The 13,580-nt window shown below is 75.3% G+C and carries 11 protein-coding genes; 8 read left to right on the forward strand and 3 right to left on the reverse strand.

Annotation, left to right across the window (positions count from 1 at the left end; translation table 11 throughout):
- The 5 genes from ACZ7FF_RS16285 (at position 1) to ACZ7FF_RS16305 (ending at position 8,639) form a co-directional block, all read left to right on the forward strand.
- On the forward strand, positions 1-5,124 hold the full coding sequence (locus ACZ7FF_RS16285) for a type I polyketide synthase (protein WP_470812848.1): 5,124 nt from the start codon (positions 1-3) through the stop codon (positions 5,122-5,124).
- Positions 5,121-5,441, forward strand: coding sequence for an acyl carrier protein (locus ACZ7FF_RS16290; protein ID WP_470812849.1), 321 nt, complete (start codon positions 5,121-5,123; stop codon positions 5,439-5,441). Before ACZ7FF_RS16285 ends, ACZ7FF_RS16290 begins: the two co-directional genes overlap by 4 nt.
- 3 nt (positions 5,442-5,444) lie before the next feature.
- Entirely contained in the window at positions 5,445-6,245 is an 801-nt protein-coding gene (locus ACZ7FF_RS16295; RefSeq protein ID WP_470812850.1) for an alpha/beta fold hydrolase, read from the forward strand.
- Positions 6,242-7,426 carry a glycosyltransferase gene (locus tag ACZ7FF_RS16300; protein WP_470812851.1) on the forward strand — a complete coding sequence of 395 codons (1,185 nt, stop codon included), beginning with the start codon at positions 6,242-6,244 and terminating at the stop codon, positions 7,424-7,426. Before ACZ7FF_RS16295 ends, ACZ7FF_RS16300 begins: the two co-directional genes overlap by 4 nt.
- Before the next feature lie 145 nt (positions 7,427-7,571).
- Entirely contained in the window at positions 7,572-8,639 is a 1,068-nt protein-coding gene (locus ACZ7FF_RS16305) for a methyltransferase domain-containing protein (RefSeq protein WP_470812852.1), read from the forward strand.
- 7 nt (positions 8,640-8,646) lie between these two features.
- Here ACZ7FF_RS16305 and ACZ7FF_RS16310 read toward each other — a convergent pair whose 3' ends face one another.
- On the reverse strand, positions 8,647-9,684 hold the full coding sequence (locus tag ACZ7FF_RS16310) for a lysylphosphatidylglycerol synthase transmembrane domain-containing protein (RefSeq protein ID WP_470812853.1): 1,038 nt from the start codon (positions 9,682-9,684) through the stop codon (positions 8,647-8,649).
- Between the two features lie 249 nt (positions 9,685-9,933).
- On the opposite strand from ACZ7FF_RS16310, the gene ACZ7FF_RS16315 reads away from it, so the two are divergent.
- Positions 9,934-10,578: a DedA family protein gene (locus ACZ7FF_RS16315; RefSeq protein ID WP_470812854.1), complete on the forward strand. Its 645-nt coding sequence runs from the start codon at positions 9,934-9,936 to the stop codon at positions 10,576-10,578.
- A 34-nt stretch (positions 10,579-10,612) separates the two neighbouring features.
- Here the strand turns inward: ACZ7FF_RS16315 and ACZ7FF_RS16320 are convergent, their stop codons facing one another.
- On the reverse strand, positions 10,613-11,140 hold the full coding sequence (locus ACZ7FF_RS16320; protein ID WP_470812855.1) for a gamma carbonic anhydrase family protein: 528 nt from the start codon (positions 11,138-11,140) through the stop codon (positions 10,613-10,615).
- 108 nt (positions 11,141-11,248) lie between these two features.
- On the opposite strand from ACZ7FF_RS16320, the gene ACZ7FF_RS16325 reads away from it, so the two are divergent.
- A complete protein-coding gene (locus tag ACZ7FF_RS16325) occupies positions 11,249-12,013 on the forward strand; it encodes an acyltransferase (protein ID WP_470812856.1) in 765 nt (254 codons plus the stop codon).
- A gap of 19 nt (positions 12,014-12,032) precedes the next feature.
- Here ACZ7FF_RS16325 and ACZ7FF_RS16330 read toward each other — a convergent pair whose 3' ends face one another.
- A complete protein-coding gene (locus ACZ7FF_RS16330) occupies positions 12,033-12,890 on the reverse strand; it encodes an EamA family transporter (protein ID WP_470812857.1) in 858 nt (285 codons plus the stop codon).
- Positions 12,891-12,998: 108 nt separating this feature from the next.
- On the opposite strand from ACZ7FF_RS16330, the gene ACZ7FF_RS16335 reads away from it, so the two are divergent.
- A complete protein-coding gene (locus ACZ7FF_RS16335) occupies positions 12,999-13,571 on the forward strand; it encodes a helix-turn-helix domain-containing protein (RefSeq protein ID WP_470812858.1) in 573 nt (190 codons plus the stop codon).
- The last annotated feature ends 9 nt before the right edge of the window (positions 13,572-13,580 follow it).

The following is a 13,580-nucleotide window of genomic DNA, read 5'->3' on the forward strand; positions in this document are numbered from 1 at the left end:
ATGACGGAACAACTGCCCGTCGCCATCGTCGGGATGGCGGTGCTGCTGCCGGGCGCCCGCGGACTCGACGCCTACTGGCACAACCTCCGGGACGGCGTCGACGCGATCGGCGACGTGCCCGCGGACCGCTGGGACGCCGACTACTACCGGCCCGGGGCGGCCACCGGGCCCGCCGCCCCCGACCAGGTGTACTGCCGGCGCGGCGGCTTCGTGGACGGCCCGGCCGAGGTCGAGGTCACCCGCTACGGCATCATGCCCGCCTCCGTGGCGGGCACCGAGCCCGACCAGCTGATCGCCCTCGACGTGGCCGCGGCCGCCCTCGCCGACGCGGGCGGGAGCGAACGGCTTCCGCCGCGGGACCGGATCGGAGTGGCCCTCGGCCGGGGCGGATACCTCACCCCCGGCCTGGTCCGGCTCGACCAGCGGGTCCGTACGGCGGGCCAGCTCGTGCGCACGCTCGGCGAGTTGCTGCCGGACCTGGCGGCCTCCCAACTCGACCGGATCCGCGACGCGTTCACCGAGCGGCTCGGCCCGGACCGCCCCGAGTCCGCGATCGGCCTGGTCCCGAACCTCGCCGCGTCCCGCATCGCCAACCGGCTGGACCTGCGCGGCCCCGCCTACACCGTCGACGCGGCCTGCGCGTCCTCCCTGGTCGCCGTCGACCAGGCGGTCACCGAACTCACCTCCGGGCGCTGCGACATGATGCTCGCCGGGGGAGTGCACCACTGCCACGACATCACCCTGTGGAGCGTCTTCTCCCAGCTGCGCGCCCTGTCGCCGAGCCAGCGCATCCGGCCCTTCCACCGGGACGCCGACGGCATCCTCATCGGCGAGGGAACCGGAGTCGTCGTACTGAAACGCCTCGTGGACGCCGAACGCGACGGCGACCGCGTCTACGCCGTGATCCGCGGCACGGGCGTGGCCAGCGACGGCCGTACGGCGGGGCTCGTCAACCCCGACCCCGGCGGCCAGGCGCGCGCCGTGCGCCAGGCCTGGCGGGCCGCGGGACTCGACCCCGCCGCACCGCACTCCATCGGCCTGCTGGAGGCCCACGGCACCGCGACGCCCGCCGGTGACGCGGCCGAACTCACCACGCTCACCGAAGTGTTCGGGCCCGGCACGGCCGACGGGGACGGCGAACGGCCGGTCCTCGGCTCGGTGAAGTCGATGATCGGCCACACCATGCCGGCCGCCGGAGTGGCCGGCCTGGTCAAGACGGCGCTCGCCCTGCACCACGCCACGCTCCTGCCCACCCTGCACTGCGACGACCCCCACCCGGGCCTCGCCGCCACCCGCTTCCGCACCCTGGACCGGGCCCGCCCCTGGCCCCGCGCCCCCCACCGGCCGGCCCGCCGCGCCGCCGTGAACGCCTTCGGCTTCGGCGGGATCAACGCCCATGTCGTCCTGGAGGAGGCGCCGGGTGCCCACGCGGTCGCCGCGTCCGGACCCGCCGGTGCCGCCGATCCCGGGCGCGGGCTCGACCTCGATCCGGGCCCGGCCCCCCTCGCGGCCCATGTCGTCGGCTCCGTACCCGTGTCCGTGGCGGCCTCGCGCGCTGCCGCCGGCCCGGGGTGTGGCCCCGGCGCCGAGACCCGTCGGCGCCCTCTCCTCGTCCGCGAACCCGAGCGGATCCTTCTGCTCGCGGCCGACAGCGTGGACCGGATGGCGGCGTTGCTGGCGGTCGAGGATCCGGCCGTGCTCGCGGCCGGGCTCGATCCCGGGCGGGCGCACGGCGACGCGGGGCCGGTACGCCTCGGGATCGTGGAGCCGACCGCGAAACGGCTCGCCCTGGCACGCCGGGTGGCCGGGAAGGGCGGTCGCGCGTGGCAGGGCCGCAGCGACGTCTGGTGGCGGCCCGGCCCGCTGCTCGGTCGGACCGGGGGCAGGCTGGCGTTCGTCTTCCCCGGCCTGGAGGGCGACTTCACCCCGCCGCACACCGATGACGTGGCGGCCCACTTCGGCCTGCCGCCGCTCTCCGGCACCGGCACGCGGACCAGCGCCGCAGACGTCGGGCGGCACGGTCTCGACGTCGTCGGCGTGGGCCGGCTGCTGGACCGCGCGCTGCGCCGGATGGGCATCGTGCCGGACGCGGTCGCGGGGCACAGCGTCGGCGAGTGGACGGCCATGGCGGCGGCCGGGCTGTACTCGGCGGACCAGGTGGACGCCTTCATGGCGGAGTTCGACCCCGACACGGTGGCCGTCCCCGGGCTCGCCTTCGCCGCCCTCGGCACCTCCGCCGGCCAGGTCCGGGCGGCGCTCGCCGCCGACTGGGCGGACTCCGGGATCGTGCTCTCCCATGACAACGCGCCCCGCCAGTCCATGGTCTGCGGCCCCGGCACGGCGGTCGAGGAGTTCGTACGGTCCTTACGCGCCCAGGGTGTGATCTGCCAGGTGCTGCCGTTCCGGTCCGGCTTCCACACGCCGATGCTCGAACCGTACCTGGCCCCCATCAAGGAGGCCGCGGACCGCTTCCGGCTCCATCAGCCGACCGTGCCGGTCTGGTCGGGGACGACCGCGGCGCCGTTCCCCCGGGCCGAGTCCGGGGTGCGCGAGCTGTTCGTGCGGCACCTGCTGGAGCCGGTCCGCTTCCGCGAGCTGACCGAGGGGCTGTACGCCGAAGGCCACCGCGTCTTCGTCCAGGCCGGCCCGGGCCGCCTCACCTCCCTGATCGACGACACCCTCGGCGACCGCGACCACCTCTCCGTCGCCGCCACCTCGCCACACCATGGAGGCATGCCCCAACTGCGGCGCTTGGCAACGGCGTTGTGGACGGCGGGTGCGACGGTCGCCCCGGCGATACCGCTGCCGTCCCCGCCGTCTCGGCCGACCGCGCCGGCCCGCCCGGACTCCGCGACGCCGTCCGGCACGCGGTCCGGCTTCGAGGCGGTCCCGGGCACGGCACCGGGTCGGCCGGCGTCCGAGGCCGACTCGACGGCTCCAGCGGCTCGGGCGACAACGCCCAAGTCCCTTACGGCGCCCGCCGCATCACCGCGCTCCCCGGTCTCCGCGTCGGCTCGGGCGACAGCGTCCGGCTTCCCGGCATCTCCCGCGGCAGCCGCGACCCACGCGGTCCCGGCGGCCCCCGAGTTCCCGCCCGTCCCCCTGGACCTGGGCGCCGCGCTGGTCTCGCTGGACGGACCCGTCCTCGACGAACTGCGCGCCGAACTGCGGCGCGGACCGTCGGCCGCGCACCCCGCCCCCTCCGGTCGCCCCGCCCCCTCCGGTCGGCCCACCCTCGACGACCTCGCCACCCGCTCCCCGGCCGCCGCCGAGCTGACCGCCCTCCTGCGGGACACCGCGGACACGGCGGCCGAACTGATCGCGGCGAGCCACCGCCGCCTCCCGCCCGCGACCGCGCCCCGCCCGACGGACCTCGCCACGCCCCGCGCGACCGGCCCCACCGGGGGCAACCCGCCCGCCCCCGCCACGCTCCCTCCCCCCAGCGGCGCCGGGACGCGCCCGACCGCCGCCACCGGTACGCGCCCGACCACCCCGACCCCGCCCGACCCCACGACCCCCGCCACGACCGTCACCCCCGCCACGACCACCACCCTCCACATCTCCCCCCGAGCCATGCCCCACCTCATGGATCACTGCTTCTTCCCGCAGCGGGACGGCTGGCCGGAGGTCGAGGACCGCTGGCCGGTGGTGCCGGCGACCACGATCGTGCGGCACATGACGGACGCGGCGGAGGCGGCCGCGCCCGGGCTGCGGGCGGTCGGGGTGCACGGCGCCCGTTTCCACCGGTGGCTGACCGCCGTACCGGCCGTCGACGTGCCGGTCACGGTCGTACCGGACCCGGATCATCCCGACCGCGTCACCGTCGCCTTCGGCCCGACGGCCCGCGCGGTGGTCGAACTCGCTCCGCACCACCCGGCACCACCTCCGCCGAGCCCGCGCCCGGACGCGCCCGAGCGCGTCCCCGAGCACACCGCGGCCCAGCTCTACCGCGACCGCTGGATGTTCCACGGCCCGGGGTTCCAGGGCCTCACCGACCTCACCGCGATCGGCGAGCGGCACATCCGCGGCGTGATCACCGCGCCCGCCGCACCGGGCGCCCTGCTGGACAACGTGGGCCAGCTGCTCGGCTACTGGATCATGGCGACCCGTACCGAACGCACCGTCGTCTTCCCGGTGCAGATGCGGCGGACGAGGTTCCACGGCCCGCACCCCGCGCCCGGCACACGGGTCGACTGCCTGGTGCGGATCACCTCCCTCACGGACACCGTGCTGGAGGCGGACGCGGAACTGACCGTCGGCGGCCGGGTGTGGGCCGTCATCGACGGCTGGCAGGACCGCCGCTTCGACAACGACCCGACGACCCGGCCCGTCGAACGCTTCCCCGAGCGTCACACCCTCTCCACGGCCCGCCCCGGCGGCTGGGCGCTGCTGCACGAGCGCTGGCCCGACCTCGCCTCCCGCGAGCTGATCATGCGCAACTCGCTGGGCCGTGCCGAGCGCGCCGAGTACGCCGAACGCCCGCCGCGCGGCCGCCGGCAGTGGCTGCTCGGCCGGATCGCCGTCAAGGACGCCGTACGGCAGTGGCTCTGGCGGCACGGCGAAGGCCCCGTCTTCCCGGCGGAGATCCGGGTCCACAACGACGGACTCGGCCGCCCCTACGTCACCGGGGTGCACGGCCGTGCCCTGCCCCCGCTGGACGTCTCGCTCGCCCACCGGGCCGAGGCGGGCGTGGCGATCGTACGGCCGCACGGGCCGGGTCCCGGACCCGGTATCGACATCGAGGAGGTCACCGAGCGCGACCCGGCGACCCTCGCCACCGCGCTCGGCCCGGCCGAACTGCGGCTGCTCGGCGCCCGGGTGGAGGACGGCGCCGACCCACAGGCGCTGTGGTTCACCCGTTTCTGGGCGGCCAAGGAAGCGGTCGCCAAGGCCGAGGGCGTCGGATTCGGCGGCCGGCCGAGGGACTTCGCCGTGCTGGAGGCCGCCGCGGACGGCAGCCGGCTGCTGGTCTCCGGCCGTCTGGAACCCGCCTACACCGTGCACTGCGCGCCCGAGACCAGTCCCCCCGCCCTGCCCAGGCGCACCTACGTGGTGGCCTGGACGACGGGACCGGGAGCCGACGACGGACAACCCCGAGACGCAGCCGAGGAGTACGCCCGATGAACCCGACCCAGCCGGCCCCCGCGCAGCCCACCGCCGACACCGTGCTCACCGACATCAGCGGCATGCTCCGCGAGGTGCTGGCCGAGTACGGCGACGACGACGCGGTGATCGGCATGTCGACCAGCTTCAACCGCGACCTCGAACTGGAGAGCATCGACCTCGTCACCCTGGCCGGCCTGCTGGAGGAACGCTACGGAGGCCGGGTCAACCTCGCCGAGTTCCTGGCCGGGATGGAGTTCGACGAGATCATCGAGCTGACCGTCGGCCGCCTCGTGGAGTACGTGGTGTGGAGCCTGAAGACCTCGCAGGCGGGCTGAGCCATGGCGATGCTCGACACCGGTGGCGTCCGGCTGCACGTCCAGCGCATGCGCCCCGCCGGCGGCCGCGCCCCGCACGCCACGGTCGTCCTGGTGCACGGACTGCTCACCGACAGCCTGGCCAGCTACTACTTCACCGTCGCCCCCGCCTTCGCGGCGGCCGGCCTCGACGTGGTCATGTACGACCTGCGCGGGCACGGCCGCAGCGAGCGCCCCGCGCAGGGCTACACCCTGGACCACAACATCGACGACCTGACGGCGCTCCTCGACGGGCTGGGCGTCACCGGGCCCGTGCACCTGGTCGGCAACTCCTACGGCGGCACCATCGCCTTCGGCTACGCGGTGCGCCACCCCGAGCGTGCCGCCACCCTCACCCTCGTCGAGTCCGAGCCCGCGACGCCCGCCTGGGCGGCCAAACTGGGCCGCATCCTGCGCCGGGTGGTGACCGAACTCGCGCACAACGAGCCCGAGACGCTCGCCTGGATCACCGCCCACCGCGGCCACCACAGCGCCCGCCTCGCCAAGGGCGCGGCCCGGCTCGCCCGCGAGACCACCCTCGGCCGGGACGTGCCCGCCAGCCGGGTGCTCACCGAGGACCAGATCAGGGCCGTACGCTGCCCGGTCCTCGGCGTGTACGGCGGTGACTCCGACCTGGTGGACCTGGTGCCGCTGCAGCAGGCACGGCTGGCGGACTTCCGGCCGGTCGTGCTGCCGGGACACGAGCACTCGGTGCTGGTGGAGGCGCCCGGCGCCGTCGGCGGGCACATCCTGGACCTGATCCGGACGGGGGCGGGCGTCCGGTGAGCGCCTTCCTCTTCGTCGTCCCGCCGCTGACCGGGCACATCAACCCGGCCGTCGGGGTCGCCGCCCGGCTCGCCGCCCGCGGCCACCGGGTGGCCTGGTCCTGCGCCGACCCCGCGCTGGTGTGCCGGCTCGCCGGCGACGAGGCCGTGGTGTTCCCCTGCGCGGGCCCGGTGCCGGGCGCCGAGGGCGCCGTACGGCCGCCGGACCTGCGGGGCGCCGAGGCGCTGAGGTTCCTGTGGGAGTGGTACCTCCTGCCCCTGGCCGAGGAGATGGCCCCGGGCGTCCGCGCGGCCGTCGCGGAGTTCCGGCCGGACGTGGTCGTGGCCGACCAGCAGGCCTTCGCCGGCGCCCTGGTGGCCGAGCGCCTCGGCCTGCCCTGGGCCACCTCCGCGACCACCTCGGCCGAGTTCAGCGGCGCCTACGACGGCCTGCCCAAGGTCGCCGAGTGGCTGCGGCAGCGCCTGACCGAACTGCGCGCCCGCGTCGGCGACCCGTCCGGCACCGCCGACCCGCGCTTCTCGCCGCATCTCCTGCTGGTCTTCAGCACGCCCGAACTGGTCGGCCCGCAGGCCCCGTCGGCGCCGCACGTGCACTACGTCGGCCCTTCCCTCGCGGGCCGTCCCGACGGGCCCCGCTTCCCCTGGGACCGGCTCGACCCCGGCCGGGCGAAGGTCCTGGTCACCCTGGGCACGGCCAACGCCGACGCCGGCGGCCGCTTCCTCGCCGAGTGCCTCGCCGCCCTGCGGGAACGCGCCGACCGGGTCCAGGCGGTGCTCGCCGACCCAGGCGGGGCGCTCCCCGTCGTCGCGGGCGACAAGGACGCGCTGATCCTGCCGTCCGTGCCCCAACTCGCCCTGCTGGAACGGATGGACGCGGTGATCTGCCACGCCGGGCACAACACCGTGTGCGAGGCGCTGTGGCACGGCGTCCCGCTCGTCGTCGCCCCGATCCGGGACGACCAGCCGGTGGTGGCCGCCCAGGTCGTGGACGCGGGAGCGGGCCTGCGGGTCAGGTTCGGCCGGGTCACCGCGGCCCGGCTGGGCGCGGCCCTCGACACCGTCCTGCACGAACCCGCCCACCGGGCCGCCGCCGCCCGGATCCGCACCGCGTTCCGTACGGCGGGCGGCGCCCCGGCCGCGGCGGCACACCTCGAACGACTGGCGGCGGGGAGCGGCCGATGAACTCCCGCGCCCCTGCCCCCCGCGGCGGAGCCGAGCCGGTGAACCCCTGCGGCAGAGCAGCGCCGATGAACCACGGCGGCACAGCCGGGCCGATCAACCCCTGCAGCGGCGCAGAGCCGACGAACGCCCCGAACGCGGAGAGCCGATGAGCGACGACAGAGAGCAGACCGACCGTATCGGCGCCCTGCGCCCCGCCTACCAGGCCGACCTCGCCGCCGGCACCGACCGCTTCCTCGGCCCCCGGCGCACCACCTGCCCCTGGTGCGGCTCGGACCGGCTCACCCGGCGCCTGAGCACCACCGACCTGCTCCAGCACAAGCCGGGCCGCTTCACCCTGGACCGCTGCACCGACTGCGGCCACGTCTTCCAGAACCCCCAACTGACCGAGGAGGGGCTGGAGTTCTACTACCGGGACTTCTACGACGGCCTCGGTGAGCAGCGGATGAGCGGCACCTTCGGCCGCCGTACGTCCATGTACCGGGGCCGCGCCGAGGCCATGCTGCCGCACGATCCGGCCCCGAAGACGTGGCTGGACGTCGGCACCGGCCACGGCCACTTCTGCGCGGCCGCCCGCGGCGTGCTGCCCGGCACCTCCTTCGACGGACTCGACTTCACCGACGGCGTCGAACTCGCCGCCCGCGAGGGCCGCGTGGACCACGCCCACCGCGGCGCCTTCCCCAGCCTCGCCCCTGAACTCACCGCCCGCTACGACGTGGTGAGCATGTTCCACTACTTGGAGCACAGCACCGACCCCGACCGTGAACTCCGCGCCGCCCACGAGGTCGTACGCCCCGGCGGCCACCTGCTGATCGAGGTGCCCGACCCGGCCAGCCGCTACGCCCGTCTCCTCGGCCGCTGGTGGCTGCCCTGGCTCCAGCCGCAGCATCTGCACCTCATGCCGGTCGCCAACCTGCGCCGCCGGCTCACCGTTCTCGGCTTCACGGTGGTCGCGGAGCAGCACACCGAACCGCACGATCCGGTCGACCTGCTCGCCGCCGTCTGGCTGGCCCTGGACCACATCGCCCCGCCCGAGGACGCCCCCTGGCTCCCCGAGCCGCCCGGCGCGCTCCGGCGGAGCCTGCGCACCGCGCTCCTCCTCGCCGGGGTGCCCGTGCTCCTCACGGCCACCCTGCTCGACCGCCTGGCCCCGCGGGCGCTCGCCCACCGCCTCGGCCTGTGCAACGCCTACCGGCTGGTCGCCCGCCGCACCTGACCGGCGCTCACAGCACCTTGGCCCGGATCAGCGCCGACAGCACCAGGGCGCCCGGCAGCAGCGGCAGCCAGTCGGTCAGCAGCCGGTAGCCGATCACGGTCGCGGTCGCCACCGCCGGCTGCGAGCCGAAGGCGGCCAGCGTCCACACCAGCGCCGCGTCCACCGCGAGCCCGCCGGGCGCGGGCACGGCGCCCACGGCCGTGCCCGCCGCCAGATAGGCGAGCACGACCTGCTCCCAGGGCAGCCCGAGCCCCAGCGAGGCCCCGACGCAGACCAGGGTGCCCGCCTGCACCAGCGGCATCGCGACGGCCCCGCCCCACAGCGCGAGCACCCGGCCGGGCCGCGTGTGCACCTCCCGCGCGTCGCCGAGGGCGGTGCGCACCAAGCCGGTCACCGGCCGCCGCACCGGCCGTACGAAGGTCACCAGCACCCCCGCCCCCGCGACCACCCCGCCCGCGCCCGCGGCCACCGGCACCAGCAGCCGCTCGTCCGGGACCAGATCGCCGAGGCGCCGCCACGCCGGGGAGGCCGCCAGGAACACGAGCAGCACCACCGTCTTCGCGGACGACTTCGCCAGCGAGTACAGGCCGATCGACGCGGTCGCCCGGTCCAGCGGCACCCCGCGCGCCCTCAGGAAGCGCACGGTGACGGCATGGGCGCCGAGCCCGCCGGGCAGTGCGTGGTTCGCGGCACCGGCGGCGAACTGCGACGCCAGCAGCAGCCCCGGGGGCAGCCGGTCCGGCAGGGCGCCCTGCCGGACGCAGGAGGCCGCCACCCAGCTCAGACAGGTGCATCCGGCCCCGGCGAGCAGCCAGCCCGGGTCGGCCGAGACCAGCCGCCGTACACCCGCGTACAGGACGGGCCGGTTGGCGGCGGCCCAGCCGCCGGCGAGCAGCAGCGGGGCCAGGCAGAGGAACAGCCGCACGGGCCGGGCGGACATCAGCGGCGCGGGCCGGGCCGGGGCCGCGGGCGGGGCACCGGGGCAGGGGGGAGCGGCGAGGGAGCCGGAGGGGGAGAGCGACGGGGACGGGGTGAGTGAGGACACGGGGACGTCGTCCTTCCGCAGCGGGTCCCGCGGCGGGGACCTGGGGGAGGCGGGGCGGGCGAAACCGCGGGGAGCCTTCCCCTCCCGTGTGACACCGGGGTGTCCGAAAACCCAATGGCCGAGGGCGGGACGGTGCCGCCGGGCAGGTGCGCGCAAGCCGCCGTTCACCGCCGACCAGGTAGCCTTCCCTTGGGACGCGCTTCGCATGCGGCGCCCGGTCAGGGACAGACGACAGGGGAGGAACCGGCGGTGCACGTCCAGGAATGGCTCGACTCGGTGCCCGCGGTCGCCGTCTACGCCGCGGTCGCCCTGGTGATCGGTGTGGAGAGCCTGGGCATCCCGCTGCCGGGCGAGATCGTCCTGGTCTCGGCGGCGCTCATGTCCTCCCAGCACTCGGACATCAACCCGTTCGTCCTCGGCGCCTGCGCGACGGCCGGGGCGGTGATCGGCGACTCCATCGGCTACGCGATCGGCCGCAAGGGCGGGCGCCCGCTGCTGGCCTGGGCGGGCGCGAAGTTCCCGAAGCACTTCAGCGAGGGCCATGTGGCCACCGCCGAGCGGTCCTTCCAGAAGTGGGGCATGTGGGCCGTCTTCTTCGGCCGTTTCATCGCCCTCCTGCGGATCTTCGCCGGCCCCCTCGCGGGTGTCCTGCGGATGCCGTACTGGAAGTTCCTGATCGCCAACGTGCTCGGCGGCATCTGCTGGGCGGGCGGCACGACGGCCGTCGTCTACTACGTCGGTGTCGTGGCCGAGGGCTGGCTGAAGAAGTTCTCGTACGTGGGCCTCGCGGCGGCGGTCCTGATCGGCGTCGCCTCGATGCTGGTCGTGAAGCGCAAGGCGAAGAAGGCCCAGGAGAGCCGGCCGGAAGCGGAGCCGGTGGGCGCGGGCGACTGAGCCGCCCGAGGGCGCGGGGACCCGCGCAGCGCCCCTACCGGTGCAGATCCCGGTGGGTCTTCGCCAGCTCCGCGTACAACGTGCCGTTGAGGGTGACCCCCTGCCGCTCCTCCTCCGACAGCTCCCTGCGCACCTTCGCCGGAACCCCCGCCACGAGGGACCCCGGCGGCACCACCATCCCCTGCGGCACCAGGGCCTGAGCGGCGACCAGGGAACCGGCCCCGATCACGGCACCGTTCAGCACGGTGGCCCCCATCCCGACCAGGCAGTCGTCCTCCACCGTCGCCCCGTGCACCACCGCGTTGTGCCCGATCGACACCCGCTCACCGATCGTCACGGGGAACCCGGGATCCGCGTGCAGCGTGACGTTGTCCTGCACGTTCGCGTCCGCACCGACGGTGATCCGCTCGACGTCACCGCGCACGACCGCCCCGTACCAGACACTGGCCCCCGCACGCAGCGTGACGTCGCCGATCACCGAGGCCGTGGGCGCCACGAACGCCTCCGGATCGACCTGGGGCTCCCTGCCGCCGATACCCATGATCAGCGCCTGCTGCGTCATCACCGTCTCCTCGCGTGCGTAGTTCCCCGCACGGTACGACACGCCCTGGGGCGAAGATCACAGCGGCCCGGCCTCTTGCCGGCGCCGACCGGTGAGTAACGTGAGCCCGTGCCGAAGCCCAAGAACACGTTCTCGTCCTGGCGACGCCGCCTGGCGCAGCGCGCCGTCCACACGGGCTGGGCCTGGGCGCAGCGCGCGGGTTCCGTGACGGCCGAGAACCCCGGCCGTTTCCGCTTCGGCTCGATCGGCGAGGCCACCCGGCTCGCCTTCCCGCTCGGCACGGTCTTCGGCGAGCCCTGGATCCGGCTCGGCTCCTGCTGCATCATCGGCGAGCAGGTCACCCTGACCGCCGGTCTGATGCCCGACCTGGACCTCGGCCCGGACCCGATCCTGCGCATCGGCGACGGGGTCGTCCTCGGCCGCGGCAGCCATGTCATCGCGGACACGACGGTGACCATCGGCAGGGACTGCTACTTCGGGCCGTACGTCTACGTCACCTCCACCAACCACTCCTACGACGACCCGCACGAGCCCATCGGCAGGCAGTGGCCCCGGATGGAGCCGGTGGAGATCGGCCCGGGCTGCTGGATCGGCACCGGCGCGGTGATCCTGCCGGGCGCGCGGATCGGCCGGAACGTCGTGGTGGCGGCCGGTGCGGTGGTGCGGGGCACGGTCCCCGACCACGCCGTGGTGGCCGGGGCGCCCGCCCGGGTCGTACGGCGCTGGACCCCCGACGAGGGCTGGCAGCCGCCGCTCAGGACCCCCGCGCCGGTGCCGATACCGGACGGGACGACACCGGAGCAGTTGCGGGCGCTGGCGGACCTGGACGAGGAGACGGTGGCCCGGCTGGCCGCGCTGGAGCCCGAGGGCTGAGTCCGGGTCCGGGCAGGGGTCAGCCGGTCGCCAGCAGCAGCGTGCCCAGCAGGGCGAGCCCGGCGCCCGCCGCCTGGATCGCGCGCAGCCGCTCGCTGAGGAAGCCCCGGGCGGCCAGCGCGGTCACCACCGGGTACAGCGAGGCCAATACGGCCGCGACGGTGACCGGGCCGTGCTGGGCGGCGACCGCGTACGTACCGTTGGCCGCCACGTCGGCGAGGCCGACGAAGGCCAGCGCGGGCAGCGAGGCGTACGGGAAACCGCGCTCCGGCGCGGCGGTGCCGCCGCGCCGGACCGAGACGGCGAGCGCCGCCCCGCCCACCGCCACGCTCGTCAGGCGCTGCACGAACAGCGCCAGGAACAGCCCGGTGACATCGGTCGAGGCCTCGGCGATCAGGGCGAACACCGTGCCGAAACCGAGTGCGGCGACCAGCGTCAGCAGGATCGTGCGCCGCTGCACGGGCGCGCCCCGCAGCTGGGGCCCGCCCGCGAGGACCACCCCGGTGACGGCGATCGCGATGCCGGCGAGCTGGAGCGGTCCCGGGCGCTCGCCGAGGACCAGGCCCACGCAGACCGGGACGGCCACGCTGAGCGTGGCGAGCGGCGAGACGACCCCCATGGGGCCGAGCGCCAGGGCCTTGTAGAAGGAGAGCAGCGCCACCGGTCCGGCGAGGCCCGCGGCGAACGCGAACCACAGCCGGGGCCCGGCCTCGCTCCAGCCGCCCGTGGCGAGGACGATCGCGCCCAGTACGGCCGCCGCGATCGCCTGCGAGACGACCACCACCGTCAGCGCCGGGGTGCGCCGTGTCAGCAGCCCGCCGCCGAAGTCGGCCAGTCCCCACAGGAGACTGGTGGTCAGGGCGAAGAAGGCGGTCACGGTGCCTCGCAGTACAGTTTGTTGCACGAACGGGTGTGCTTCACCGTAGTCCAGTGAACTGGACCGTGTCATTCAGAATAGTGTCCCATCTCGGCTTTTGGACGGAACGTGTCGGACCTCGAACTGCTGACCCAGTCCCTGGCGCGCAATGTCAGGCACTGGCGCTCGGTGCGCGGCTTCACCCTGGACGTGCTCGCCGCCCGGGCCGGCGTCAGCCGCGGGATGCTCATCCAGATCGAGCAGGCCCGCACCAACCCGAGCATCGGCACGGTCGTCAAGATCGGTGACGCGCTCGGGGTCAGCGTCACCACCCTGCTCGACTACGAGCGAGGCCCCCGGGTACGCGTCGTCCCCGCCGAGCGGGCGGTGCGGCTGTGGGACACCGAGGCCGGCAGCTACAGCCGCCTGCTGGCCGGCACGGAGGCCCCCGGCCCGCTGGAGATCTGGGACTGGCGGCTGATGCCGGGCGAGCAGAGCCCGTCGGAGCCGCACCCGGCCGGCACCGTCGAGCTGGTCCATGTCACGGCGGGCGAGCTGACGCTCACCGTCGACGGCGAGGACCACCTCGTCCCGACCGGCGCGAGCGCCTCCTTCGAGGCGAACATCCCGCACGTCTACCGCAATCTCGGCGACGCCCCGATGGAGATGATGATGGCCGTCTCCGTACCGCCCGTGCAGTGAGCGGGCCCC

It is taken from the genome of Streptomyces sp. NPDC037126 (assembly GCF_055605965.1).

Bases quoted from the DNA above. Each gene is read 5' to 3' on its own strand.
- ACZ7FF_RS16320 (WP_470812855.1), bottom strand. From the start codon at position 11,140: ATGACGCAGCAGGCGCTGATCATGGGTATCGGCGGCAGGGAGCCCCAG.
- ACZ7FF_RS16305 (WP_470812852.1), top strand. From the start codon at position 7,572: ATGAGCGACGACAGAGAGCAGACCGACCGTATCGGCGCCCTGCGCCCC.
- ACZ7FF_RS16295 (WP_470812850.1), top strand. From the start codon at position 5,445: ATGGCGATGCTCGACACCGGTGGCGTCCGGCTGCACGTCCAGCGCATG.
- ACZ7FF_RS16290 (WP_470812849.1), top strand. From the start codon at position 5,121: ATGAACCCGACCCAGCCGGCCCCCGCGCAGCCCACCGCCGACACCGTG.
- ACZ7FF_RS16285 (WP_470812848.1), top strand. From the start codon at position 1: ATGACGGAACAACTGCCCGTCGCCATCGTCGGGATGGCGGTGCTGCTG.